The sequence below is a fragment of the Nonomuraea sp. NPDC049607 genome (assembly GCF_040675375.1).
GTDB lineage: Bacteria > Actinomycetota > Actinomycetes > Streptosporangiales > Streptosporangiaceae > Nonomuraea.
On sequence record NZ_JBFAOV010000037.1, the window covers coordinates 13,424 to 39,700 of the forward strand.

Sequence of the window (26,277 nt, forward strand, 5' to 3'; positions counted from 1 at the left end):
GCCTGCCGCGCCACCGTGGTCCTGTCCAGGTACGGCAACCCGCTGTATGACGAGGAGCTGTACCCGTCGCCCAGTTCGTCGATGTGCATCGGGGAGTGTGTCATGTCCGCCCAGCATCGACCAGGCAAGTCACAACACGATCAACGCCGTTGCCGGGTCGGACCGGGGCGCCCTGCCGTGATTGCTCACGGTGGGTGCCCCGGCCGGCAGAATCGGCGGCGCGTCTCCTGACGGCTGAGCAGCGAGTGTCTGCGGAAAATCCAGTTCGCGACACGACGCCAGGCAAAGGAGTCGATCGCATTGAACATGTTCTTCGCCACCGTATGGCGGAAGTAGTTCGCCCACCCGCGCAAGAGCCGGTTGAGACTGATGATCAGCTCGGCCAGGCTCATATGGCGGGTTGACCTGTAGGTCTTCGCCTTCACCTTGTCCTTGATCGATTGGATCGCCTTCTTGGACACCAAGGTGTAGACGTAGTGCTTGTTCGTCCCTCGCATTTCCCGCTTGTACTCAGCCCCAGCGCCTTGGCCCGCCGCAGCTTGACGATCTCCTCCAGCAGCGTCTCCAGCCCCAGCCGTCCGGGGTCGGACTTCAGCTCGAGCAGGGACCCGTCCTCACCCGTGGCCAGCTCCCGCAGAACAACCGCGCCGAATCCGCCAGCCACTCGGCCAGCACATCCTCATCCGCCCGCGTCGACTCCCGGAACCCCAGCGCATCTCGCACCTGCTTGCGGTGACACTCGATCGTCGACCCCGACCACCGGTACTCCGCGAACAAGACCAGGTCGACCTTCACCTGCCCCGCGTCGCGCCCGTCTTGTTCCCCACCAGCTCCCAGTCGCCGTCGAGCAGCGTCCACGCCGCGATCAGCTCCTCCGGCTCCCACTCCCGACGCACCCGAAACCGCCCTCCACCTGACCGTCCCCGACACGAACACGATCAAGCAGAGGCTCCGGCCAACCGGCCTCGTTCACTCACCCGCGACGACCACGAACCGCAATCGTGATCACTCACACAGCTACTTCGGGGCTGGGGTCAGCTTCGGGAGCTGAGGGCCGAACCGGAACGACGCGGGACTGGGGAACACCGACGATGAGTGAGGTCTTCGACCATGGCGAGGGAGCTGCGCTGTGGCGGATGCTCTACGAGACGGCGGCCAGAGCCGCGGAGATCCTGGCGCTAGCGCCAGGCCTCAACGGCACCCGAGACTGGGCCGTTCCCAAGCCTGTCAGCGATCCTGCGGCCCGCAGGTCGGCTGGTAGGGGAAGTCCGGGAAGTACCTCGCCCATTCCTCCCGATCGAGCCCGCGGCCGACCCGTCGGCATACGGTGCTCGCAGCCCCGGCGGCGCTGAGGTCGTAGCGCTGGAAGGGCAGGTGTTTGCCGGCCACCGACAGCGCGTCGCCGCTGAGGGACAGCGCGAGGACCGCGCCGCCCGGCGTGGCGAGGGGCGGGCCGACAGGCCGGCGGCCGGCGGTGTCCCACAGTTGGACGACGCCTCCCTCCGTGCCGACGGCGAGCAAGCCGGCGTCCGAAGAGAAGGCCAGCGCGGTCACGGCTCCCGGGGCGGTGGGGGGCAGCGTGCCCAGGTTGCGGCGGAGGTCGCCGTCCCAGAGGGCGGTTCGTCCTCTGGTGTCGCCGGTGGCGAGGAACCGGCCGTCGGGGCTGAAGGCCAGCGCCTCCGCGGGGCCAGGGCCGGGGCCGCCGCCGGCCCGCCGCAACGGCGGGAGCGAGGCGATGTCGCCCTGGTCGGTCAGCAGGCGTTCGCCCCGCGGGGCGACGGCGATCCGGCTGCCGGTGACGCCGGGGGTCGCGGCGACGGCGCCGGTGCGCGTGTTCCAGCTCGTGAGCGCCTCCTGCCCGACCGAGGCGCCGCTGATGAGCAGCAGCTCGCCGTTCTGGGCGAAGGCGAGCGGCCCGCCGTGGCGGAAGGGCGGCGACTGGCCGGTGATCCGCCGGCCGGCCAGGTCCCACAGCGTCGCGGTGAAGGAGGCGGCGTAGGCGTCGCCGTAGGCGAGGATCCGGCCGTCGGGGCTGAAGGCGGCCTGCATCCAGCACGGCGTCGGGCAGGAGGGCCGGGGCGGACCGGGCAGCTCTTGTCCGGTCCTCGCGTCGCGCAGCTCGACACGGTCCCGGTAGGTGAGGAGCAGGCTCCTGCCGTCCGGGCTGAAGGCGGCGGAGGTCGCCCTATCCTCGCGCCAGTCGCGGGTGAAGGCCGAGCCGACGCGCAGGGTCTGCACGGTCGGGCCGGTCAGGTAGCGGATCTCCCCGGCGTCGGGGCCGATCCAGAGGTCGTCGACCACGTCGCCGTGGAGCGGGTGCCGCAGGAGCACTCCTTGGAGGTGGTTCGTGGCGCGCACCTGGAGCTCGTCCTCGCCGGCGGTCGCGACGAAGGCGCCGTCGGCGCTGAAGCCGATCTCGCGCACGCCCGGCGCGCTGAGTGCGGCGGCCTCCGTTCCCGAGGCCACGTCCCACACCCTGACCAGGGCGGGGGTGGCCATGAGCAGCGTCCGTCCGTCCGGGGAGAGGCGCAGGCGTCCCTCGCGGCACTGCTCGGCGGTCGGGGTGGGAGCCCAGGCGGGGGCGGCGAGGCGGCCGGTCGCGGGGTCGGGCAGGCGCAGCGGTTCGCCAGGTCTGCACACGAGCGGCGGCGCCGCCGCGTCGGAGTGGACCGGCGCGGCGGTGACCTGGGGCTGGTGGGTGCGCAGGTCCCAGCGGGTGACCCGGGTGGCGGTGGCGCTGATCAGCCAGCGGCCGTCGGCGCTCAGGCTCCGCCGGGTGTCCGGGGAGGTGTCCTGGTCGGCGAAGACGTCCTGCTGCGGCTGGAGGCTCGCCGCGCGGAGGGCCGCGCGGGTCTCGGGGAGGTCGGCCAGCTTCCAGGCGGCCAGGCTGAGCCGCATGGCCAGGGACGGTTCCGACAGGGGCAGGGTCTCGGCCGTCCCGGCGATGCCGCGGGCGTGCAGCTCCCGCTTCTGCTGGCCGTTCACCAGGCTCCGCTGCCAGATGAGGGACGTCGTGACCAGCAGGAACACCGCCAGGACGGCCAGGACCGCGGTGCGCCGCCTGCCCTTCCTGCGCTCGCCGTCGCTGGCGGCCAGGAAGGCGCGTTCGGCCGGGGTGAGGGGCCGGGCCGTGAGGTGTTCGCGGGCCAGCTCAAGGCGCAGCCCCCGGTAGAGGGCGCCGGGGTCGCGGCCGTGCTCCTCCCACGTGTCGGCCGCCTCGGTGAGCCGCCGGTGCACTCTCAGGCGTTCGCGGTCCTCCTCGGCCCAGGCGCGCAGCCGGGGCCAGGCGGTCAGCAGGGCCTCGTGGGCCAGGTTGACCGTGTCGCCGTCCTGGGTGACGAGGCGGGCGGCGGTCAGGCGTTCGAGCAGGAGGGGGCCCGGGTCGCCGGGGTCGCCGGTCAGCAGCTCCGAGCGCCGTACCGGGCGGCGGGTGGGCTGCGCGCCCGCCTCGCCGGGCATGACCAGCCGCAGCAGCAGGTGGCGCAGCCTGTCCTGCTGGGCCGGGGTCAGGCCGGCGTAAAGCTCCTCGGAGGTGCGGGCGACCGCGCCCGCGATGCCGCCCGCGGCTTCGTACGCCGCCAGCGTCAGCGCCTTGCCGTGGTGGCGTTTCCAGGTCTCCAGCAGGGCGTGCGACATCAGCGGCAGGCCGCCGGGCTGCCCGGTGACCTCCTCCAGGATCCGGGCCGTCAGCTCGCGCTGCACGATCAGGCCGGCGGTGGCCGCGGGCTTGACGATCGACTGGCGCAGCTCGGCCGGGCTCATCGGGCCCACCAGGACGGTGGCGTCCTCGACGGCCTCGATCAGCCGGGGATGGTCGGCGCACCGTCCGAAGAAGTCCGCGCGGACGGAGAGCACGACCCCGCCCTCGGCGGCCACCAGCGCGTCGATGAACGCCCCACGCTCGCCGGGGTCCTCGCACAGCGTGAACACCTCCTCGAACTGGTCGACCACGACCAGCTCCCCCGCGGCGGCGGCGGGCAGGGCCGGGTGGACGCCCGGCGTGAGGACGCGCGCCGCGCGCGGCCGCAGCGCCGGCACCAGCCCGGCGCGCAGCAGCGAGGACTTGCCGGAGCCCGACGGGCCGACCACCATCACCATCCGGTGCGCCTTCACCATGCCGGCCAGCCGCTCCACCAGCGAGGACCGGCCGAAGAAGTAGGCCCGGTCGGCCTCCTCGAAGCCGGCCAGCCCCCGGTACGGCGCCCGCTCGCACGCGGCGGCCAAGGATGCCCACTCCCGATCGGCGGCCAGGGTCTCCTCCCAGCGGACCCGCCATTCCCGCTCGTCGCCGCCGCAGGCGCGGACGTAGGCCAACGTGACGGGCAGAGTCGGCAGCCTCTCCCCGGCGGCGGCCTGCGCCAGCGTGGAGGCGGCGAAGCGGGCCCGCGCGGCCATCACCCGGTAGGACGGGGACCCCGCCTGCTCCCGTAACTTGCGCAGCTCGACCGCGAAAGCGGCGACCGGGCCGTCCATCGGATCCACGACCTGTTCACGACGTCCCATGCGCTCCCCCTAGGTCCCATGAGAACCACAAACCAGCGCAAAATACGTCTTCACCCCGATTTGATCAAGTTTGTCCAGGGCGCGAAACGGGCTTCCGGACAATGATCGCCACGCCGAGACTGGGGACCTGCCACGCCGCCGAGAAGCCGAGGAGATCCATGCGCCTGCTCGTCGCCCTGACCCTGTCGCTGCTCACGCCGGTGCCCGCCGGAACCGCCGCTCCGGCGGCGGGCGGCACCGGCGTCGTCAGGTTCGTCAACGCGGGCACCGGCGACTGCCTGGACGCCAACAACGGCGACGACGTCCGCTCCCTGGCCTGCAACCGGGAGGCCGGCAAGCCCGAGGACGGGTGGCAGCTCTGGCACGTCGAGGACATCTCCCGGGCCACAGGGGTGCCCGGGACGTTCATGATCCGGAATGACCACGAGAGGTACGACCGCCGATGCCTGACCGCCCGGGGGCCCAAGAACCAGGACGCGCTCCTGACCCCCTGCGCGCCGGGCGACAGCGGGCAATGGTGGACGTTCGACGGCGCCAGGATCCTGGCCTACCGGTACGGCAAGGCCGCCCTCTACGACGAGGCGGGCACCCTGCACGTCCGCGTCGCCCGTGACGCCCGGCCCGGCGTGAACAGCCGGTGGTGCCGGCGGGCCTGGCCCACCCAGAAGGCGTCCTGCGACGCCTGACGATCACAGCGAGAAGAGGATTCCGTTGGGAAAGATGTTGATCGCGCTGGCGATGACGGCCACCGTCATGAGCACCGCGCCGGCGGCCCCCACCACCGCGGCCCCTGCGTCCGCGGCCACAGAAGCCGCCGCGGCGGCCCAGGTGGTGGCGCCGCTCAAGCGCCTGACCGGCGACGCGCTCACCGGCCTGTCGCTCACGGTCGGGGCCGAGCCGTACACCCAGCCCATGGAGGACGCGTTCGCACTGACCACCCTGGACCAGGTGCTCAGCGGCGACGATCGGACCCAGCTCCCGACGCCCGCCGACGACCCGGCCTGCGCCTCGCGCATGCAGTCCTACGGGCCGACGACGAGCGGCGTCGGCAGGGCGTTCTGCTGGGACGCCAAGCTGCAGGGCCTGACGGGCGAGACGGCCTGGGTGCCGCAGGGCCTGGCCACCTCCGGTGAGGCGAGGAACGACGCCGCTCCGGTGCCCACCTCGAAGGACGCGCTGATCACGAGCTGGTCCTGGCAGAACCCGCCCACCCACTCGCTGGCCAACTCGGTGCGGCTGTCGGTGGTGAACCTGAACGACATGCGTTACCGGACCGTCCTGCCGGTCTGGGTCCGTCCGGACGGGACCCTGAGCCGGATCTACGGGCACGGCGGCGGCCTGGCCTGGAGCGGCCCCTACCTGTTCATGGCCACCACCCCCGGCTGGCCCGACGGCACCGGCGCCCCGAGCGCCAAGCGCAGCGCCATCCGCGTGTTCGACACCCGCCGGATCTACCGCCATCAGACCAAGCTCGACGACTACCAGTACGTCATGCCGGAGGTGGCCAACTTCGTCAGCCCCGACCTGCACTTCGACTACATCTCGCTGGACCGGACGAGCACCGGCCGGCAGGCCCTCGTGGTGGGCGACTACCGGGCCACATGGCTGAACGGCCAGCCCCAGCCGCTGAACGGCACCCGGATCGCGCGCTACGCCTTCCGCTCGGCCGAGACCGGCGACTACCGGCTCGGCCTGACCCCGACGGCGGCCTGGGAGTCCACCACGCCCACGACGGCGGAGACCCACGCCATCAGCGACGTCCAGGGCGTCCAGCTCCACGACGGCCGGCTCTACGTCAACATGAGCGCCGGCAAGTTCGTCAACGTCCCGTACTCCAGGCGCTTCGCGTCGGTGGACCTGGCCTCCATGACGATGACGGCCCGTACGGACTGGGGCTACCGGCCGGAGGACCTGTCGCTGTGGTACTCGGGCACCGGGGGCGAGCTGTGGGGGCTGACCGAAGGCGAAGATCAGCGGGTCGTCTACTCGGTCGCTCTCGACAACCTCGCGCCCTGAGCCCCGCGCCCTGAGCCCCGCGCCTTCCTGGCGAGGCCGAACGGGGGAACCGCCCGAAGGGCCCCGCCTCGGCATCGACCACGTCGGAGGAGGGCGGTCGAGGCTGAAAAGGAGGGTGGCACGGGCCTGCCCGGTGCGGGGGTCATCTCCATCACCGGCATCTCCTTCGCCCCCGTGGGCGTCACCTGCGCGGGCCCGCTGGACGTCACGGCCGACGTCCTGCCGCTGAAGTTCGACGCGACGGCGTTCGACCCCGACCCCGGCACCGGCAAGGTCGCGGGCCGGGTGTCCGGGGCCAGCGTGGGCGTGGAGAGCAGCGACGGCTGCGTCCTGACCGCCACCGGGCAGGCCGACGCCACCTACGACAACACCAGCGGCGCGATCCTCCTGGAGGACCGCGACCACCTGCGCATCGCGACCGTCAACCCCCGCTGCGTCGGGGACGGGCTCAAGGTGGGCGACAACGTCATCGTCGAGGGAAGGTTCGACCTGGCCCCCCGCGGCGTCATCACCAGCCCGTGACCCGTTCCCGGTGAGCCGCGCGGTTCACCGGGCCCGCGTCAGAAGGCCTGGTGGTCGGCTCGGAAGACTTCGCGGAACGCGGAGAGCTGCCTCGTGGCGTGATCGCCCGGCCGCCTCCACGGCGGTCACCGCGGCTGCCGTTCCGCGATGACCGCCCAGTCGTCCGCCCCGTGACCGTCGGCGATGGCCTGGTCGAAGACAGTCCGCAGGAGTTCACCGATCGGGAGCGGAATGTCGTGGTCGTTCGCGGCATCGAGCGCGAGGTGCAGGTCCTTGCGGCCCAGGACCGCAGTGAATCCGGGCGGCTGGTAGCGCCGTTCGGCGATCATCGACCCGTAGCCGGTGTAGACGGCTCCCGGGAAGAGGGTCGAGGTCAGCAGTTCGACGAACCGCCCCGAGTCGACACCGGCGCCTTCCGCGAGACTGACAGCCTCGCCCAGCGACTGGATCGCGCAGGCGATCAGGTAGTTCCCGAGGATCTTCACGACGTTGGCCTGCTCCGGACGGTCGCCGAGTCGCCAGGTCCGCGAGCCGATCACGTCGAAGAGCGGCTGCACGCGGTCGATCAGCCCCTGCTCGCCCGCCGCGAGGATGTTGAGCGCTCCGGCTTCGGCGACCGGAACACGGCCGAAGACCGGTGCCGCGACGTACGCGACACCGTGCTCGGCGTGCGCCGCGCCGGCCCGGCGGGCCAGGCCGGCGCTCACCGTCGCGAGGTTGACGTGAACGGTCCCGCCCGGGGCCCGAGCGAGAACGCCGGAGTCGACGAACGTCTCGGCGACGGCCCGGTCATCGGCCAGGACCGAGAAGACCACCGGCGAGTGCATGGCCTCGGCGACCGAGGCGGCTCGCCGGGCACCCGCCGCGACGAGCTCGTCCGCGGGCCTGTCGGAGCGGTTCCACACCACGACGTCGTACCCGGCTCTCAAGAGGTTGCGTGCGATGGGCCGTCCCATTGCTCCCAGACCGATGACCGCGATGTCGCTCATGAGGAGAACCCTCTCTGTGAACCGCCTAAGGTGGTTCCACGATGTCATAGGGGTACCATCATGTCGAACCGGCTAAGACGGTTCGAAAGGTGTCGTCGCTTGCTGCGGAGGTTGGGATGGCCGAGGACGCACGTCGTGTGTTCCGCATGGACAACGAGGTCCTGGCGTTCCGGTTCACCGCCACCGTCAGCGATCGAGCCGGCATGGCGCCACGGGAGCGACTGACCGACCCTGCACGACTGAAGATGTGGCTGCAGGCGACAGGGCTCGACGCCACGGACGTGTCGCCGGCCGACCTGAAGGACGCCGTCGAGCTGCGCGAGGTGATCTACCGGATCGGGTCGGCGATCGCCGCAGGTGAACGGCCCGATCCGGAGGATGTCCGCACTCTCAACACGGTCGCGGCCGCCGGGCACGCGAAGGCCGCGCTCGAACGCGATCGCGCAGGATGGCGCCTGACCGCGGCGACGCCTGTCGGTGACGCCCTCGGGGTCCTGGCCACAGATGCCATCCACGTCCTCGGGGGCCCCGACCGCAGCCGCATCAAGAACTGCGAAGGCCCCGGATGCGCGGGGCTCTTCCTCGACACCAGCCGCGGAGCCAACCGCCGTTGGTGCTCCATGAACACCTGCGGCAACAAGGTCAAGAAGGCACGTCTCGCCGAGAACTGACCCAACAGCCGCGATCAGGCCCGGCAAGCCCGACCACCCGCGCGCAGTGACTCCCAGGTCACCGCGCCGGCGTGCCGACACCGACCTCGGCAAGCGCGACGGCCGCGCCAGGCACGGCTCTCCACCTCCGTCAACCATGGGTTGACGTTGATGGAAGCGTCAACCTAAGGTTGACTTATGCGACTCTCCGTGGTTCTTGCGCTGGCGAGCCTCTTCGTGCTCGGGCTGGTCATCGCGACCCTGTAGCTCGACGGAATGAACGGCACACCGAACCGACCAGCCCAGGCAGGCGCTCTTCGCTCGCCGGCCCGGCCGGCACCACGCCAGACGGGAGGGTGACGTAGGGGGCGGGTGTCTTCAATTGGCCGAAGTCGACCCGGGCGAACGTCTTCGAATGGACGCGATGCAGCAGCGAAGATGCCCTGCCACGTACCGCTGAAGATCACGACGAGGGGTACTTCCCCCACCTCGGGAACACTCGCCTTCACCCTCCAACGTCACGAGGAGCGGCCGCGGCAGCCGCCCCAAGATTTCCCCGCACGGCACGAGTGAGGGGATGTTCGGCACCGAGCACCTCCTCGCAGTCGGCCAGTGTGGCCTCGTACAGGGGGATGGCCCTGTGTAGATCGCCTGCCGCGTGGTAGGCGGCGGCGAGGTCGTTGCGGGAGGCCAGGGTGTGGGGGTGGTCGCCGCCGAGCACCCGTTCCTGGTCGGCCACCGTCGCCTCGTACAGCGGGATGGCCCGGCGTGGATCACCCGCCTGCCTGTAGGCGGTGGCGAGGATGCTGCGGCAGGTAAGGGTGTTGGGGTGGTCGCCTCCCAGCACCCGTTCCTGGTCGGCCACCGTCGCCTCGTACAGCGGGATGGCCCGGGGTAGATCACCCGCCTCCTGGTAGGCGGTGGCGAGGTTGTTGCGGGAGATCAGCGTGTCGGGGTGGTCGGCACCCTGGATCCGCTCGCGGTCGGCCAGCGTGCTCTTGTGCAGCGGGATGGCCCGGCCCAGGTCCCCCGCCGCCTGATAGGCGTGGGCGAGGTCGTTACGGATGTTCAGCGTGGAAGGGTGGTCGGCGCCCAGTGCCCGCTCTCGCCCGGCGAGGGCGGCCTCGTACAGCTGGATGGCCCGGCCCAGCCTCCCCGCCGCCCGGTAGGTGCCGGCGAGGTTGCTGCGGAAGGTCAGCGTGTCGGGGTGGTCGGCGCCCAGCATCCGCTCACAGTCGGCCAAGGCTGCCTCGGACAGCGGGATGGCCCGGCCCAGGTCCCCGGCCACCCGGTAGATGCCGGCGAGGTTGTTGCGGGAGGCCAGGGTGGAGGGGTGATCGGCGCCCAGCACCCGCTCGTGGTCGGCCAGCGTCACCTCGAACAAGGGGACGGCGCGGGTGAGGTCGGCCAGGTCGTACAGGTAACGGCCGCACCAGCCGCGTAGAGCCAGCAGCTCGGCGGGCAGGTCACCGCCGGCGAGGGCCCAGTGATAGACGGTGCTGGTCTGGTCGATCAGCGTCTCGACCTGGGCGCGGGCCGCCCAGGTGCCGGCACCGTAGGGCAGGGTGGCGTTGAAGGCATGGAGCAGGCCGATGGCCCGGGCGAGGGCGGCGGACAGGTGGCCGTGGTGGGTGGCGCGTTCGCGCAGCACGCGTTGCACCAGGCGGTGCATCAGGACGGTGGCGCCGTCCTCACTGAAGGAGATCAAGCAGTTGTCGGCCAGGGCGGCGAGCGTTTCCCGCAGGTGCACCGGGTGGCTACTGGCCTTGCTCCCCGCCGACAGCACCGTCAGGGGGATGCCCGCCGGCGACAGCACCGAGAGCATCGCCAGGAGGTGCGGGGCCGCGGGCAGGGACGCCTCCGCCTGGGTGATCGACAGCATGATGGCCTGGACGGTGCCGGCCGGGTAGGCGTCGCCGTCGTGGGCACGCAGATAGTCGCCGATGGGGAAGGCGTGCAGCAGGTCCAGGTAGCCGGGGTAGTCCAGATGCAGGCGGGTGATCACGGAGGCGGCCTGGGCCAGCGCCAGCGGCAGGTGTCCCAGCTCCGTGGCGAGTTCGGCGGCGCCGCCGGGGTCGTCCAGGCCGGTACGCCGGTGCAGGAACGCCTGCGCCTGGTCGGGGGTGAACCCGTCGACCTCGAGTGGCTGATAGGAGCGCAGGAAGGCGCGGTTGCGGGTGGTGACGAGCGCGCGGGTGGCGCCGGTGGCCGGGCACCAGCGGCGCACCACGGCGACGTCGGTGGCGTTGTCGAAGACCAGCAGCGCGGGCCGGGTGGTGGCGGCCAGCCAGGATCTGGCCCGGGTCGCGGCCGTGGTGGCGTCGTCGTCGGGCAGACGTTGGCCGAGCCGCTCGGCCAGGGCGGCCAGCCCGGTCACGATCTGGTCGGTGCTCTCGGCGGCGATCCAGGCGATCACCGGCCAGCGGGCGGCCTGGCAGGCCCAGGCGTAGGAGGCGGCCAGCAACGTCTTGCCCACCCCGGGCGTGCCGGCCAGCGCGCAGATCACCACCGCTCCGCCGTCACCGCTTCCCTGTCCGTCCTGCTCCGGCTCGCCCAGCAGGTCGGCCAGCCGCCGGCGCAGTCGCGGGCGCACCTGGAAGCCGGGCGGGCACTGCGGGATGTCGCCCTCGACGATCTGGCCCGGTTCCGGCCGGGGCGGGTAATGGTGGTTGATGGTCTGGTCACCGGCCGCCTGATACACGCGTCCCTGCCCCGAGGCGGTGGCATCCATCTGGATGGGCGGCTGCCGCTGCGGGGAATCAGCCGCTGGAGGCGTGGTCATCGCTCATTGACGGTCTGGTCGCCGCCGGCCTGGTACACCCGGCCCTTCCCCGATGCCTCCGCCCGCATCTGCACATTCCGCACGCCCTCACCGGTGGAGACGATGCCGGAATTGTCGCCGCCGATGGCGGCCGACCGCTCCTCCGAGACCGGCGCCCGCGGCGGCGCACCCGGCTCGGCGGCCGGCGTGCCAGGCGCGGTGCCGGCAGCCGGCCGGCGGTCGGCGCGGACCTGCGCCCGCAGCGCCACCAAAGCGACTACCAGCCCCGCCGCTCCAAGTGTCATGCCGGTGAACAGGCCGACCACGCTGGCCCGCTGATCCAGCACCTGCAGCACCTGGCCGGACAGGTGTAGTGGGTCGGCGAAGAACCACAGCACCCCGGCCGCCAGACAGACCGCCGGCACGACGACCGCGGCGATGGCCACGATCCGCCACAACCGCGATCCCGTCGTGCGTTCCGCACCGGACGACGTCTTCGACATGGTCTCCAGGATGCTCCCGAATCGGCGCACGTGGACCGCAAGTAGCGAAGGCGTTACCGGGGTCCTCTGAGACTGTCCGGATCGGTCGGGCCCGTGATCGCGTTCCCTCGACGGGCGGCGGGGTGGCCATGTTCCGCCGGCGCAACGAGAAACGCCCCGATCCGGCGACAAGGGTCAGATGGCCAGGCCGTCCTCTCTCAGCCGGACCGCTAGTTCCAGCTTCGTGTACGCCGGGCGCCCGGCCTTCCGGTACTTCTCCTTGACACGTTCCAGGTAGTTCTTGGCGGTTCCCGGCCGCACTCCGGCGCTGCGCGCCGCCGCGGCGAGCGTCATTCCGGAGGCGTAGGCGAGCAGCACCGCGTGCTCCTGAGGGGACAGGACGGGACGGACGCAATCCCGCCCGGCCGTGTGGTCCGCCGCAGGACCGGGCGGACAGGCCGTCTTCTCCTCGGCCAGCTCCCTGACCTTGGACAGCAGGGTCTCCAGCCTGTGGTTCTTGGTGAGGTATCCGCCGGCTCCCGCCTCGATCATCCGCCTGGCCAGGTTGCCGCCGGGCATCGCGCTGACCACGAGCACCCGCCGCCGCAGCAGGACCAGCGCGCATACGTTCTCGACCGGGTCGGAGCCGTCGGCGAGCCGCGCCTCGAGCAGCACCACGTCGGCCGGGAACGGCTCGGTCCTGAGCAGCTCGGCGACGGAGGCGGCCCATCCGGTCAGCCGTACGTCGGGAACGTCCGCCAGCCAGGCGGCCAGCCCGTCGATGAGCATCTGGTCATCATCTACCGCAGAAACGGTGATCACGCCTGTCTATCTCATATCCCTTATCTGTCGTCAAGTGCGCAGTTATGAGGCCTATCAGGCGTTGCGCCGACCCCGAATCATGGGGCCAGATTCGAGAAGGGAGCGAACATGACCGTCACCCTCGAAAGGGCCGAGGAGATCATCGCCGCCTGGAGGACAGGCGACGACCCGGACAGCCCGGCAGGCCCGCTGATGCCCGGCATGTACGTCGAGTCGGAGATCACCATGACAGGGCCGGGCGGCTCCGGCAGATGCGGGACCGCCTGCTCGGGTTCCAGAACCTATCAGTGCTGCTGAGCAGGGGCGGAGCGCATGGCCGGTGAGTTCGACCCTCCGCTGGACCCGCTGATCGGACCCGCACTGACCGACCTCGGGGCCCGGCTGCGCGCACTTACCGGTCTTGCGCCGGCCGAGCGCAGCGCCGTCCTGTCAGGCGCTGCGCTGTCCGTCGAGGAGGAGGTCCGCCGCAAGATCACCAGGGTGCTGGTGCTGGAGGTGAACGCCGCCCGCTTGTCCGGGCGCCTGACCGCCGCCGACCCCGCCGCCCGCTGGCGGGAGTGGCAGGGAAGTGCGGCGCAACCGGCATTCTGGAACGATCTGGCGGTGCTCTACCCCGGCATGATGCCGAGGCTCACGACGGTCATCCGCAATCGATGTGCCGCCGCGTTCCGCCTGGCCGAACGCTTCGCCGAGGACCGCGCGATACTGGTCTCGCTTCCGGGAGCGCCGTCGGGCGAGCTCGACCGCGTCGAGTTCGGCGCCGGCGACAGCCACCGGGGCGGGCAGACGGTCGTCGTGCTGCACGGCGGGGACGGACGGGTGGTCTACAAGCCGCGCTCGCTGGCGGTGGACGCGGCACTCGCCGACCTGCTCACGCACCTCGGCGTCTCGACCATGCGGGTACCCGCCGTCGTGACCAGGCCGGGGTACGGCTGGGCCGAGCACATCGGGCACCGCCACTGCGGCGATGCCGAGGAACTGGGCGCGTTCTACCGCGGCTTGGGCCACTGGCTGGCGCTCATGCGCCTGCTCGGCGGCAACGACCTGCACGCCGAGAACCTCATCGCCGCCGGGCCGCACCCCGTGGTCGTCGACTGCGAGAGCCTGTTCGCCCCGCACGCCAAGGCCCGTCCCTCGGGGTACGGCCAGGCCTTCGACGTGGCAGTGGAGCTGGTGAACAGCTCGGTGCTGGGCATCGGGCTGCTCCCGGGACGAGGGGTTGCCCTCGGCTGGCGAGGCGTGGACATGTCGGCGGCGGGCGCGCTGCCCGGCCAGCAGCCGCAGATCGAGCTGCCGGTGGTGCTCGGCGCGGGCACCGACAGCCCCAGGATGGGCACCGAGCGGGTGACGCTGCCGCCGGCGGCCAACCATCCCAGCCCCGAGCCGGTGCTCGGCCGGTACTGGGACCTGATCATCGCCGGGCTCGACGAGCTCGACGACCGCCTGACCGAGCTGGACCGGTCGGGCAAGCTGGAGCCGCTGCTGGCGCCGTTCGCCGACTGCCCCGTCCGCGCGGTGCTGCGCTCCACCGAGTCGTACGCCGAACTGGCGCGCATGCTGTGGCATCCGGCCGCGCTCCACGACGAGGCGGACGCCCGCGCGAAGGCCGCCCGGCTGCTGGCGAAGATGTCGGAGAACGTCCCAGGGGCTCCCGGCGACGCCGCGATCATCGCCGCGGAGGTGGACGAGCTGTGCCACGGCGACATCCCGATGTTCGACACCACGCCGCGCGTCGGCATGCTCCGCGGCCCCGCCGACACCAGGTGCGGCCCGGAGAGCGATCTGGTCGCCGGTGCGGTGGCCCGCTGGCGGGAGCGCGACCACGGCCTGGACCGCGCGGTGGCTCAGGCGGCTCTGGTCAGCGCGTACCTCAACGAGGGCTGGATGCCGGACCTCGAACGGCTCCCGCCCGGCCTCGTCCGTACCGAACGGCTGGAGCCCCGGCGGCGCGCGGCGGCCGCCGGCATCCTCCGCGGGGTCCTGGACAGCGCCGTGCGCGGTGCGGACGGCACGGTCACGTGGATCACGCCCGTGCTCGACCTCACCGGCTGGGCCGTGCAGCCGCTGTCGCTCGACCTGTACGGCGGAGCCCACGGCCTGGCGATCCTGCTGAGCGCCTACCTCCGGGAAGCCGCGGACGGCAGGGCCGAGCCGATCGCGGAACTGGACGGGCTCCTGGAAGCGGTCCTGCGCACGATCCGCGCCATGGAGGACCGCGACGCCGCCAGGCGACAGGAAGGGATACGCCTGCGGCCGGAGCCTCCCGGCGCCTACCTGGGGATCGCCTCGCAGGTGTGGAGCTGGCTGCTGCTGCGCTCCCTGGGCGTCGTCGGGGAGGAAGCGCTCCAGCGCGCCCGCGTTCTGGCGGGACTGCTGCCGGACTCGATCGAGGCCGACGACAGCTACGATCTGCTGTCAGGGATGGCGGGGGCGATCGTTCCCCTCCTCCTGCTGAGCCGGGAGACCGGCGAAGCGCGCTGGGCCGGGCTGTCCCGTACGATCGGCCGGCGCCTCGCGGGGCTGGCGGAGCGCCGCCCCGGCGGGGTGTGCTGGCCGAGCCTCCGCTTCCCGCAGGGACTCGGGGGGCTGGCGCACGGCGCGAGCGGCATCGGCTGGGCCCTGGCGCGCCTCGCCGATTCCCCCGGTGACCACGAGGGCATGAGAGAGCTGGCCGAGGCCGCCTTGGCCTACGAGGACACCCTCTACGACGCCGAGCAGCGCGGCTGGCTGGACCTTCGCAACGACGGCTTCGCCGCCAAGGCGTGGTGCCACGGCGCGGGCGGGATCGGGCTCGTCGCCGCCGACCGGCTGGCCCGCGAGGGCGGCACCCTGTGGCGCGACAGGCTGGCGCGCGCCGCCGCCTCCTGCTGGGCCGACGGGATCGGCTGGAACCACACGCTCTGCCACGGCGATCTCGGCTGCTGGGAGACGATCGAGCAGGCCCGGGCCGCCGGCGTCGCACCGGTCGAGCGGGACCGGCTGGACGCCGTCATCCTGGGCAGCCTGGAGACCAACGGCCCGGTCAGCGGCCTGGCCAGGGACGCCTTCGCGCCGGGCCTGCTGCCCGGCCTGGGCGGAGTGTCCTACCAACTGCTCCGCATGCACCCCGAGTGCGCACTGCCGTCCGTGCTGCTGCCGGAGCTGGCGTGAGCCCCGTGGACGAGAAGGCGGACGAGGAACTCGTCGCTCCCTACTGGCACCTCGACCGGCCGGACGGATCCCGCCGCACGCCGCGGCAACTGCTGGCGGTCACCGTGCCGGTGCTGCGGCTCATCTGGCGGAGCGGGCGCCGGTCCGCGATCGCCATCCTCGTCCTTCAGCTCGCCTCGGGCGCCGCGACGGCCGGCGGGTTGCTGACGAGCGTGGCCGTGCTGGACGAGTTGCTCGCGTCAGGCGCGGCGCCCGACCGGCTCGTGGCGGCGGCCCCCGGCCTGGCGTTGGTCGCCGGGATCCTGTCGCTGCGCGCGGCGGCCGAAGCCGCGGTGGAGCTGGCCAGGGCGCGGCTGGAACCGGCGCTGCGCCGGGTCGCCGAGGAACGGCTGTTCGCCGCCGCCCTGGACGTGCGACTCGCCGACTTCGACGACGCCGACTTCTACGACGGCCTGCACCGGGCCCGCGACCGCGGGCTGTTCCACCTCGACCGCGCGGTCGGCAACACGATCGACCTGCTCGGCGCCGTCTGCGGAGTGACCGCCGCGATAGCCGGGCTGGCCGTCCTGCACCCCCTGCTGGTGCCGCTGCTCGTGGCCGGCATGATCCCGGAGGCCTGGGCGGTGCTGACGGTCGCGCGGCGCGGGTACGCCGGCATGCGGAGCATGGTCACGCTGAACCGCCGGGTGCAGATGCTCGCCGAGCTGTCCACCGAGCGGGAACCGGCGGCTGAGCTGCGCGCCTGCCAGGCCGAGCCGTACGTGCTGGCCGAGTACCGCCAGGTGGCGGACGTGCTGAAGCAGAGGGAGACCCAGGTCGGGGTGTCCATGGCGCGGGGCAGGACCGCGGGGCGCGCGCTGGCCGGCCTCGCCCTGGCCGGGGTGCTGGCCGTACTCGGTCTGATGTTGCACGCCGGCTGGATCGCGCCGGCCGCGGCGGGCACCGCGGTGATCGCCGTCAGGGTGGCCGCCGCGGCGCTGCGGCAACTCGCCCAGGCCGCCAACCAGCTGTTCGAACAGTCCCTGTACGTGGCCGACTACCAGGACTTCCTCACCGACGCCGACGCCAGGAAACGACCGGCGTCCGGCGTACCGGTCCCGCGTTCCCCAGAGTGCGTCACCCTGCGCGGCGTGGGCTTCGCCTACCCCGGCAGGCGGACTCCTGCGCTGCGCGACATCGACCTGACCATCCGCGCCGGGCAGACGATCGCGCTGGTCGGCGAGAACGGTTCGGGCAAGACCACACTGGCCAGGCTCCTCGCCGGGCTCTACCGGCCGACCAGCGGAACCATGCGATGGGACGGGATCGACACCGCCCTCCTGGACCCGCGTACCCTGGCCGACCGGGTCGTCCTGGTCCCGCAGCACCCGGTCCGCTGGCCGCACGACGCCCGGACCAACGTCCGCATCGGCCGCCACGACCGCCCGGACCCGGAAGACCACGCCCTGCGCGAGGCCGCCTCGCTCGCCGCAGCCGAAGACGTCGTCGCGGGCATGCCCGCCGGATGGCACACCCTGCTGTCCAAACACTTCAAGGGCGGCCACGAGCTGTCGGCGGGCCAGTGGCAACGCCTGGCCGTGGCCCGCGGGTTGTTCCGGGACGGCGCCCTGCTGATCTGGGACGAGCCGACCGCACCGCTGGACGCCAAGGCGGAGTACGCCGTCTACGAGACCCTCCGCGCGATCGCTGGAGAACGGACCATTCTGCTCATCACGCACCGGCTGACCAGCGTCCGCCATGCCGATCGCATCTACCTGCTGCACCAGGGGCCGCGTGGCCGAGGAGGGCGTCCACGAGGACCTGCTGGCGCTGGGGGGACGCTACGCCGAGCTGTACGCGTTGCAGACCGGAAAGCCGGCACGCCGGTGACCGGCCCGCGCGTGATCCGTCCGGACGAGCCTGGCTACCAGGCCAGGCGCAAGCCCTTCCTCGGCACGCTCACCGAGAAGCTGCCCGCCGCCGTGGCCTGCTGCGCCTCCGAGGCGGACGTGGTCGGCGTCCTTGAGCTCGTCCGCGCCCGCGGCATGCCGTTCGCCCTGCGCGGCGGTGGACACAGCTTCGCCGAGCACTCCTCCACGACCGGCCTGCTCGTCGATCTCAGCGCGGCGAACGAGATCGAGGTCGGCGCGGAGAGCGTGCGGGTGGGCCCCGGCGTGCGGATCGGCGAGCTGGCCCGGCGCCTGGCCGAGCACGGGCGCATGGTGCCCTGCGGCTGGTGCCCGGCGGTCGGCGTCACCGGAGCGGTCCTGGGCGGTGGATACGGCGTGTTCAGCCGCCTGCACGGGCTCGGCGCCGACCACCTGCTCGCGGCGCGGGTGATCCTGGCCGACGGGTCGCGCGTCGAGGCGGACGACGATCTGCTGTGGGCGCTGCGCGGGGCCGGTGGCGGCAACTTCGGCGTGGTCACCCGGATGACGCTGCGTACCCGCCCCATCGTGCCGGTCACCGCTGTTCAGGCCGTCTGCGACTTCGAGCGGGCCGCCGACCTCATCGACGCCTGGCAGCGGTGGGCGCCCGACGCGCCGGACGAGGTCAACCTGGAGATCGCCGTCATCTCCGGGGACGAGCCGGACGAGCCGCCGCAGGCCGTCCTCTTCGGCGTCGTCGTCGGCGCCGAGGAGTGGGCCGCCGAGGTCGTCGACGCGCTCGCGCCGCCGGGCCGCCTGCGGCTCACCCGGCTGGAGGGCGCGGCGGCCGCCTGCCACCACGCCTACGCCGACGGCGGGCAGGGCCCCGTCACCGAGCTGCCGTACGGCGAGCGGCCTGGGCTGCGCCTGAACAAGTCGGGCTTCTTCGACGGCCTCCTGCCGCGTACGGCCGTCGAGGACCTGCTGGACCGGCTGGTCGCCGACCGGGTGCGCGGCGAGATCCGGGACCTGGAGTTCGTGCCGTGGGCGGGCGCCATCGGCCGCCCGGCCCCCGACGCGACCGCGTTCGTCCACCGCGGCCCGCGGTTCATGCTCAAGCAGGCCGTCCAGGTCGGTTTCCGCGCCTCCGACGAGCGGCGGCGGGAGGCGCACGCGTGGTTGCGCGAGTCGTGGGACCGGGTGTCGCCGTGGTCGTCCGGCGGGGTCTACCCCAACTACCCGGACGCCGACCTGGAGGACTGGGCCCGGGCCTACTACGGCGACAACCTCCCGCGCCTGCGCGAGATCAAGGCCGCCTACGATCCCACCGGCCTGTTCCGCTACGCCCAGTCGCTGCGCTGAGAGCCGGGGACGTGCCCGCCCGCGGCCGGCCGCTGACGCTGTCCGGGTTGAACGGCGGCGTTCACCCTCGCCTCGGCGCATGGAAGCCACCCAGGACGCGCTGGAGGAGCCTCGCCTGAGGCTGGCCACGCAGTCGCCACATGTCATCGCTCATAGCCTCCACAGTGGCGCCGGGCGCCCGCCGACAGGCAGGGGAGCGTTCATCGGATCATAGGCCGGCGGTCATGAACGAGGCCCTTCGCCGCGAGCTCGGCGCCCACCTGCGCGGGGCCCGTGAGGTCGTCGACCCGGCGGACGTAGGTCTGGCCGGCGGCGGGAGGCGGCGTACCCCCGGACTGCGCTGCGACGCCGGCCGGACAGCGGCCGTTGGAGATCTACCCGCTGGAGGACCTCGGCCAGGCCACAAGCTGACCGGGATCGGACACGGCGCCGACGACCGTGCCGATCCCAAGGCCGATGTCGAGGTGAGTGCCGACGCGCTTGACGTTCTGGACGATCGGAGCGGTCTCGACATGGGTGATCGCGGGCAGGGCGGCGACGCGTTCGGTGAGGTAGCGGTAGAGATCGCGGGAGCTGCGACAGGCGACTTGGACCGCCAGGTTGGTCGGGCCGGTGGTCGCGGCGGCGAACACCACCTCGCGGTGCTCGGCCAGGGCCTGCCCGGTGGCCACCAGCTCGGCCGGCGGCACGGTGATCCACAGCCGGGCGACGCTGCGCAGGCCGACGTAGGCGATGTCGAACTCGGCGTAGTAGTGCAGGACGCCGGTCGCGCGCAGGTGCTCCAGACGCCGGGCGACGGTGGACTGCGACCAGCGCGTGGCGGCCGCGAGCTCGGCCAGGCCCGTTCTCCCGTCGCGCGCCAGGACGTCCATCAGACGCTGGTCGCCGGGGTCGAGGGAGTCGATCTCGCCGGTGTCCGGCGCAGGCGCGGGGCGCAGCCGTTCGACTTCGTCCGGGGACAGCGCGTCGAGGCCGCGGATCACGTGCGGTGAGCCGTAGTAGGTGTGCAGGACCGCATGCGCGGCGATCGAGACGACCCGGGCGCCGCGCGGAAACCGGTCCAGCAGGAGCTGCTCGCTGTCGACCTCGCTCCGGGCGCGGACGACGCAGAGGATCTCCGTGCCGCCCGAGACGAGCTGCACCCAGGTGGTGTCGGGACGGCGCGCCAGCGCGGCGGCGACGCTCCGGGCGGCGCCTGGGACGCACCGCAGGCGCAGGATCCACCGACCCTCCGCGACGTAGCTGACAGGCGGGACGCCCACGACGCGCAGGATGTCGCGTGAGCGCAGCCGACGGTACCGGCGGGCGATCGTCTGGTCGGAGACGCCGAGGACCTCAGCGATGCGACTGAACGGGGCGCGGCCGTCCATTTGGAGTGCCTGGATCAGGCGGCGGTCAAGTTCGTCCGCGACGTCGGATTTCACCATGTGATCCTATTTGATGTCGAAATGCAGGAAGGTGACGGCTTCCAAGTGGCTTTCCCGCATATTTGCGCTGATCGTTGAGGCGTCTTCGCATAACGATCGGAAGGATCATCATGGGCAAGTGGGGGCCGTTGACCGCCGTCAGCCTGGGAACGTTCATGCTGCTGGTGGACGTCAACATCGTGACGGTGGCGATGCCGGACATGGCGGCGTCGCTGAAGGCGTCGTTCTCGTCTCTCCAATGGGTGATGGACATCTATGCGCTGGCGCTCGCGGCTCTGCTGCTGGGCGCGGGTGGGCTGGCCGACCTGCTCGGTCGCCGCCGTGTGTACGTGGTGGGCCTGGTCACCTTCGCCGTGGCGTCGCTGGCGAGCGGACTGGCCCCGAACGTGGGCTCCCTCATCGCTGCACGGGCCATCCAGGGCGCGGGCGCCGCGATGATGTTCGCCACGACGGTGGCGCTCGTGGGTGCCTCCTACGAGGGACGTGACCGGGGCGTGGCGTTCGGCGTTTGGGGCGCGGTCAACGGCGCCGCGTCCGGGATCGGGCCGATCCTGGGCGGGCTGCTGACCCAGCGACTCGGCTGGAGGTCGACGTTCCTGGTCAACCTGCCCGTCAGCGTGGCCGCCGTGGCGCTGACCCTGCGCGTGGTGGATGAGTCCCGCAACCCGGACGCGCGGCGGATCGACCTGCCGGGCATCGCGCTGTTCGCCACCGCGGCGGGCGCGTCGGTCTACGCGCTGACCCGGGCCGGCGAGGACGGCTGGGGATCGCCCGTCATTGTCGGGACGTTCGCCGCCGCGGCGATCGCGCTGGCCGCCTTCGTCGCGGTCGAGGCCCGTAGCCCGTCCCCCATCCTGGACCTTCGCCTGTTCCGCAGCCCGTCCTTCACCGGAATCATGATCGGCTCCCTGGCGATGTCGGGGGCGGCGTTCGCGTACCTGATGTACACCTCAATGTGGCTGCAGTCCGTCCAGGGGCTCGGCGCGCTCCAGGCCGGGCTGGTGATCCTGCCGATCCCCGCGGTGTCGTTGGTGGTCTCTCTGCTGTCCGGCCGCTTCCTGCACGCCGTCTCGCCGCGCTGGACGATCGGCCTCGGGATGCTGCTCGTCGGCGCCGGCGTGGCAGGCCAGGCGGTGCTGACCGGGGACTCGGGCTGGGCCGCCCTCGTCCCCGGAGCCGTCGTCGTCGGGGTCGGGGTCGGGGTGGCCGTGCCGAACGTGACGGCCGCGACGATGGCCTCGGTGCCGCCGGAACGCGCCGGCATGGCGGCCGGGGCGGTCAGCACCTTCCGCCAGCTCGGGTTCGCGGTCAGCGTCGCCGTCCTCGGCACCGTCTTCCGCTCGAAGCTGCAAGACGCCCTGGACCACACCGTCTCCCAGGCCGCCGCGTACGCCTCCGGCCTGAACGCCACCTTCCTGACCGCCGGCGCGATCGGCCTCGCCGCAGGCGCGATCACCCTTCTCCTGGTACGGCGCCCGGCCTCGGCACCCGCTCACCAGCAGACATCGCAGGCCGCACTCGCCCAGAAGTAACAGAAACGGCCGGACGCCGAGTGTCGCCCCTCCGGACGTGCCTCATAACGCTTCACGCCGGTTCGTCCAAGTAGGGGTGTGGCATTCACAACTTTGCGAACAGGATTGGTGACGGCCGTACTGGCCGGTTCCTTGGCAGTCGTCACGGCTCAGGAACCCTCTTTCGCCGCGGCTCCGCAGCAGGCCCCCGTAGGATCCGGCCCGGTCGTTTCCGGTAGCGTGACGCTCCTGACCGGGGACAAGGTGACGGTCAGCGGCCGGGGCCACCGGGTGGAGAGCGCCCCTGGACGGCAGGTCCGCTACTCGACGCAATTGCGCGACGGACACCTCTACGTGATCCCCTCGGACGCGTTCCCGCTCGTCAGCGAGGGACTGCTCGACGATCGGCTCTTCGATGTGACCCGGCTTCTCGCATGGAGGTACGGCGACGCCGACACGGACGAGATCCCGCTGATCAGTCAGGCCCTGGGGGAGAAGCCGGCCCCGACACTGAGCGGGACGCGCCTGACCCGCGAGCTCGGCGACCTCGGCGTGGCGGCGGTACGGGTGCCGAAGAGCACCGCCGCGCGGACGTGGAGGGATCTGGTGAGCAGGGTTCGTACGCCGGCCGCGGGGAAGGGCAAGATCTGGCTCGACGGGCGCCGGTCCTTCACGCTGGATCGCAGCACCGCGCAGATCGGCGCGACCGAGGCGTGGCAGCAGGGGTTCACCGGCCAGGGCGTCACGGTGGCCGTGCTCGACAGCGGCTACGACGCCGGGCATCCCGATCTCAAGGGGGGTCGTCACCCAGGAGCGCAACTTCTCCGACGAGCCGGACATGACCGACCGCGTCGGCCATGGCACGCATGTCTCCTCGATCGTCGCCGGGGCCGGGACGAAGTACCGAGGCGTCGCGCCGGGGGCCCGCATCGCCATGGGGAAGGTGGGCGGCGTCGACGGTATCGCCGACTCGGCGTTGCTGGCAGGCATGGAGTGGGCCGCCACCGAGGTCCGCGCCAAGGTCGTCAACTTGAGCCTCGGCACGGTGGACGAGCCCGGCGATGATCCCGTCGAGCAGGCGGTGAACACCTTGTCGGAACGGACGGGCACGCTCTTCGTGGTGGCGGCCGGCAACGAGGGCGGCGAAGGGTCCGTGACCAGCCCGTCCACCGCGGACGCCGCGCTCTCCGTAGGCGCCGTCGACCGGTCGGACCGGGTATCCGAATTCTCCAGCAAGGGCCCCAGAGCGGGCGATCACGCGATCAAGCCCGAGATCACCGCCCCTGGCGTGGACATCGTCGCCGCAGCGGCCGAGGGCACCGCAGACGGGCCCCACGTGGCGCACAGCGGGACCTCCATGGCGGCGCCGCACGTGAGCGGCGCGGCGGCGATCCTCGCCCAGCGACACCCCGGCTGGACCGGGCAGCAGCTCAAGGCCGCGCTGGTCGACAGCGCCAAGCCCACCAGCGGGACCGGCCTCTACGATCAGGGCGCCGGGCGGGTGGACGTGCCCCGCGCGCTGGCGCAGCCGGTCATCGCCTCTCCCGCCACTGTCTGGGCCGGTTTCCCGTGGCAGCACACCGGTGGCGACCAGGCGACCCGGACGATCACCTACACCAACGACGGGGACACCCCCGTCACCCTGAACCTCACGACCGACACTGACGTGCTGAAGCTGCCGCAGGACAAGCTGGAGGTCCCGGCGGGCGGGCAGGCGTCCCTTTCCCTCACTGTCGACGTCGCCGGCAAGGCCGCCGGCGACTACCCGGGCGTGCTCACCGCCACCTCCGGCGACACTGTCCTCCGTACGCCGGCGGGCGCGTACGTGGAACCGGAGTCCCACGACGTCACCGTCACCGCTGTCGCCAGGTCGGGCGTTCCGGCCGGCAGGGCGTACGGAATGGTCTACGACCAGGCGAGCGGTGCTCAGCGGACCCTCCGCTTCCGCGACGGGGTGGCGAAGGCGCGGCTCCCGAAGGGCGCCTGGAACCTCTACACCGAGATCTACGACTTCGACCCCGTCGTCCTGACGACCGGACACCGGCCGCTCGCGGTCGATGACGACGACGTGCGCATCACGGTCGACGCGCGCGAGGGCAAGCGGATCCGGTTCGCCGTGGACGACCCCACCGCCGCGGCCGACCAGGAGTTCGGCCTCCACCTCGCCAACGGTCCATGGCAGTACGGCTGGTACTCCTCCGGTCAGGACCCCAATGAGGGCTACTACGTCATTCCCGTCCGGCAACCAGGGCTCACCTACGAGTCCTGGAGCGTCTGGCACAAGAAGGACGCCGCGCCCAGCCCCTACCGTTACGACCTCGTCGACCGCCGCACAGGCGGCATCCCGGACGACCCCACCTATTCGGCGCGGACCAGGGACCTGGTCAAGGCATCCGAGACGTTCCGCGCCTCGGGCGCGACCGGCACGGGCACCATGTGGACGGGACCGCTGGACCCGGCCGGCATCTGGGCACTCACCCTGCCCACCAGGGAAATCCCGCTGCCCTCCGCCATGACGCACTACCGGAGCCCCGGGCTCGCCTGGTCCTCGGAGTTCCAGACGGGCGGTTCCCGGCAGATCGGCACGAGCCGGGTGCGCGAGCGCGCCTTCTCCGAGGTCTGGAACGCGGCGGTCGCGGGTCCGTCGTTCGCCACGCCCGGCGGCAGCCGCAGCGGGGACACGCTCCAGTTCTTCGCGGGCCGGCTCTACACCGACGGCGTCGCGGAGCTGACCGGCATGGACGCCACCGCCACCGGCACCCTGACCCTCTCGCGCGACGGCAGGCAGATCGCCACCAGCGGCATCGCCGGGTGCGCGCCCGGCAACAGCGATCAGTGCGCGCTGTCCGCGACGCTGCCGCAGGACGCCGGCACCTACACCCTCGCCGTGTCCTCGCACAGGGACATGTCCGTGAACGCCCTGTCCACAGGTGTCGACGCCGTCTGGACGTTCCGCTCGGCCCGTACGGCGCAGGCCACGCCCCTGCCGCTGATGGCGGTCAGGTACGCGCCCAGAGGCCTCGACACCGCGAACCGGGCCGAACCCGGGTCACGAACTCAGCTGTCAATGTGGATCGAACGCAACCCCGGCGCCCGCGGCGCCGCGGTGCGCACGGTCAAGCTGGAGTTCTCCACCGACGACGGCGCCACATGGCAGCCCGTCAGGACCCGGGCAGCCGCCTCCGGCTGGACGGCGACCGTCGCCAACCCAGGCTCGTCGGGGTTCGTCTCCCTGCGCGCGACGGTCAAGGACACCGCCGGTGACGGCGTCACCCAGACGGTGACCCGCGCCTACGCAGTCGGCTGACCGTACCCGGGCCGCGTTCATCGACTCGCCCTGCGCAGGCCGAGAACGCGTAGGGCGTTCTCCTTGTAGATGAGGGGCTTGGCCTCGTCCTTGACGTCCAGGGCGGCGAAGTCGGCCATCCAGCGGTCGGGGGTGAGGACGGGGTAGTCGGAGCCGAACAGGACCTTGTGCCGCAGGGGCCCGGCGGCCTGGCGGACGAGCTGCGGCGGGAAGTACTTCGGTGACCAGCCGGACAGGTCGAGGTAGACGTTGGACTTGTGGCCGGCGATGGACAGGGAGGCGTCGACCCAGGGAACGGACGGGTGCGCGAGGATCATGGTGAGCCCGGGGAAATCGGCGGCGACGTCGTCGAGCAGCATCGGGTCGGAGTGGCGCAGCTTGATGCCGCGCCCGCCGGGCAGGCCGGCGCCGATGCCGGTCTGGCCGGTGTGGAACAGCGCGACGCTGCCCAGGTCCTCCAGCGCCCGCCAGAGCGGATAGTGGGCGGGGTCGTTGGGGGTGAAGCCCTGCAGGCTCGGGTGGAACTTGAAGCCGAGCACGCCGAACTCCTGCACGAGCCGCCGCGCCTGGGCGACGGCGGCCGGGCCGCGGCGCGGATCCACGGAGCCGAAGGGGATGAGGACGTCGGCGTGCTCGGCCGCCTGACGGGCGATCTCCTCGCTGGACAGGGCCGGGTGGCCGAGTTCGGTGGAGGCGTCGACGGTGAAGACCACCGCGGCCATGTTCCGCTGCCGGTAGTAGGCGGCGACGCGGTCGATCGTCGGGGTGCGGTCCTGACCGGCTTTGAAGTACTTCGCCGAGGCCGCCATCAGCTCGGCGTCGAGGGAGAGGCGGCCGTGGTGGTCGGCCTCGATGTGGGCGTGGACGTCCAGGGCCACGATGGCGTCCGGGTCGATGCGCGGGGTGTAGATCATCGTTCCTTCTCGGT

At 72.2% G+C, this 26,277-nt stretch carries 18 protein-coding genes; 9 read left to right on the forward strand and 9 right to left on the reverse strand.

Going from position 1 to position 26,277, the window contains the following annotated elements:
* Window positions 1–185 precede the first annotated feature (185 nt).
* Window positions 186–497 carry a group II intron maturase-specific domain-containing protein gene (locus tag AB0J97_RS42560; RefSeq protein WP_364100358.1) on the reverse strand — a complete coding sequence of 104 codons (312 nt, stop codon included), beginning with the start codon at window positions 495–497 and terminating at the stop codon, window positions 186–188.
* Window positions 498–1,227: 730 nt separating this feature from the next.
* On the reverse strand, window positions 1,228–4,503 hold the full coding sequence (locus tag AB0J97_RS42565; protein WP_364100361.1) for an AAA family ATPase: 3,276 nt from the start codon (window positions 4,501–4,503) through the stop codon (window positions 1,228–1,230).
* Window positions 4,504–4,661: 158 nt separating this feature from the next.
* Here AB0J97_RS42565 and AB0J97_RS42570 point away from each other — a divergent pair, with 158 nt between their 5' ends.
* From AB0J97_RS42570 to AB0J97_RS42580, 3 genes are all read left to right on the forward strand, one after another.
* Window positions 4,662–5,189 (forward strand): ricin-type beta-trefoil lectin domain protein, encoded by a 528-nt coding sequence (locus tag AB0J97_RS42570; RefSeq protein WP_364100364.1) that lies wholly within the window; start codon window positions 4,662–4,664, stop codon window positions 5,187–5,189.
* A 25-nt stretch (window positions 5,190–5,214) separates the two neighbouring features.
* Window positions 5,215–6,519 (forward strand): hypothetical protein, encoded by a 1,305-nt coding sequence (locus tag AB0J97_RS42575; protein WP_364100367.1) that lies wholly within the window; start codon window positions 5,215–5,217, stop codon window positions 6,517–6,519.
* Between the two features lie 174 nt (window positions 6,520–6,693).
* Complete coding sequence (locus AB0J97_RS42580) at window positions 6,694–7,041, forward strand: hypothetical protein (RefSeq protein WP_364100370.1); 348 nt, start codon at window positions 6,694–6,696, stop codon at window positions 7,039–7,041.
* Window positions 7,042–7,166: 125 nt separating this feature from the next.
* On the opposite strand, the gene AB0J97_RS42585 is transcribed toward AB0J97_RS42580, so the two are convergent.
* Complete coding sequence (locus AB0J97_RS42585; protein WP_364100373.1) at window positions 7,167–8,078, reverse strand: NAD(P)-dependent oxidoreductase; 912 nt, start codon at window positions 8,076–8,078, stop codon at window positions 7,167–7,169.
* Between the two features lie 68 nt (window positions 8,079–8,146).
* Here AB0J97_RS42585 and AB0J97_RS42590 point away from each other — a divergent pair, with 68 nt between their 5' ends.
* Complete coding sequence (locus AB0J97_RS42590) at window positions 8,147–8,701, forward strand: ABATE domain-containing protein (RefSeq protein ID WP_364100376.1); 555 nt, start codon at window positions 8,147–8,149, stop codon at window positions 8,699–8,701.
* Window positions 8,702–9,185: 484 nt separating this feature from the next.
* Here AB0J97_RS42590 and AB0J97_RS42595 read toward each other — a convergent pair whose 3' ends face one another.
* The 3 genes from AB0J97_RS42595 to AB0J97_RS42605 all read right to left on the reverse strand — a co-directional run bounded on the left by AB0J97_RS42595 (window position 9,186) and on the right by AB0J97_RS42605 (window position 12,712).
* Entirely contained in the window at window positions 9,186–11,462 is a 2,277-nt protein-coding gene (locus tag AB0J97_RS42595) for a tetratricopeptide repeat protein (RefSeq protein WP_364100379.1), read from the reverse strand.
* Complete coding sequence (locus tag AB0J97_RS42600; protein WP_364100382.1) at window positions 11,459–11,944, reverse strand: hypothetical protein; 486 nt, start codon at window positions 11,942–11,944, stop codon at window positions 11,459–11,461. Before AB0J97_RS42600 ends, AB0J97_RS42595 begins: the two co-directional genes overlap by 4 nt.
* A gap of 174 nt (window positions 11,945–12,118) precedes the next feature.
* Window positions 12,119–12,712, reverse strand: a complete 594-nt coding sequence (locus tag AB0J97_RS42605; RefSeq protein ID WP_364100385.1) for a hypothetical protein — start codon at window positions 12,710–12,712, stop codon at window positions 12,119–12,121.
* 141 nt (window positions 12,713–12,853) lie between these two features.
* On the opposite strand from AB0J97_RS42605, the gene AB0J97_RS42610 reads away from it, so the two are divergent.
* Genes AB0J97_RS42610 through AB0J97_RS42620 form a run of 3 tightly spaced genes read left to right on the forward strand, consistent with a single transcriptional unit; the run spans window position 12,854 to window position 19,104 of the window.
* Window positions 12,854–13,042 carry a DUF6229 family protein gene (locus AB0J97_RS42610; RefSeq protein WP_364100389.1) on the forward strand — a complete coding sequence of 63 codons (189 nt, stop codon included), beginning with the start codon at window positions 12,854–12,856 and terminating at the stop codon, window positions 13,040–13,042.
* Between the two features lie 15 nt (window positions 13,043–13,057).
* Window positions 13,058–15,895, forward strand: a complete 2,838-nt coding sequence (locus tag AB0J97_RS42615; RefSeq protein ID WP_364100392.1) for a type 2 lanthipeptide synthetase LanM family protein — start codon at window positions 13,058–13,060, stop codon at window positions 15,893–15,895.
* Window positions 15,892–19,104 (forward strand): FAD-binding protein, encoded by a 3,213-nt coding sequence (locus AB0J97_RS42620; protein ID WP_364100395.1) that lies wholly within the window; start codon window positions 15,892–15,894, stop codon window positions 19,102–19,104. Before AB0J97_RS42615 ends, AB0J97_RS42620 begins: the two co-directional genes overlap by 4 nt.
* A 374-nt stretch (window positions 19,105–19,478) precedes the next feature.
* On the opposite strand, the gene AB0J97_RS42625 is transcribed toward AB0J97_RS42620, so the two are convergent.
* The gene (locus AB0J97_RS42625; RefSeq protein WP_364100398.1) at window positions 19,479–20,531 is read right to left on the reverse strand and encodes an AsnC family transcriptional regulator; all 1,053 of its coding nucleotides are present in this window, start codon (window positions 20,529–20,531) and stop codon (window positions 19,479–19,481) included.
* Window positions 20,532–20,641: 110 nt separating this feature from the next.
* Here AB0J97_RS42625 and AB0J97_RS42630 point away from each other — a divergent pair, with 110 nt between their 5' ends.
* Window positions 20,642–22,063 (forward strand): MFS transporter, encoded by a 1,422-nt coding sequence (locus AB0J97_RS42630; RefSeq protein ID WP_364100401.1) that lies wholly within the window; start codon window positions 20,642–20,644, stop codon window positions 22,061–22,063.
* A gap of 458 nt (window positions 22,064–22,521) precedes the next feature.
* Here the strand turns inward: AB0J97_RS42630 and AB0J97_RS42635 are convergent, their stop codons facing one another.
* Window positions 22,522–22,788 (reverse strand): hypothetical protein, encoded by a 267-nt coding sequence (locus AB0J97_RS42635; RefSeq protein ID WP_364100404.1) that lies wholly within the window; start codon window positions 22,786–22,788, stop codon window positions 22,522–22,524.
* Between the two features lie 41 nt (window positions 22,789–22,829).
* On the opposite strand from AB0J97_RS42635, the gene AB0J97_RS42640 reads away from it, so the two are divergent.
* Window positions 22,830–25,349 (forward strand): S8 family serine peptidase, encoded by a 2,520-nt coding sequence (locus tag AB0J97_RS42640; protein WP_364100515.1) that lies wholly within the window; start codon window positions 22,830–22,832, stop codon window positions 25,347–25,349.
* A gap of 17 nt (window positions 25,350–25,366) precedes the next feature.
* On the opposite strand, the gene AB0J97_RS42645 is transcribed toward AB0J97_RS42640, so the two are convergent.
* A complete protein-coding gene (locus tag AB0J97_RS42645) occupies window positions 25,367–26,263 on the reverse strand; it encodes an amidohydrolase family protein (RefSeq protein ID WP_357703791.1) in 897 nt (298 codons plus the stop codon).
* Between the last annotated feature and the right edge of the window lie 14 nt (window positions 26,264–26,277).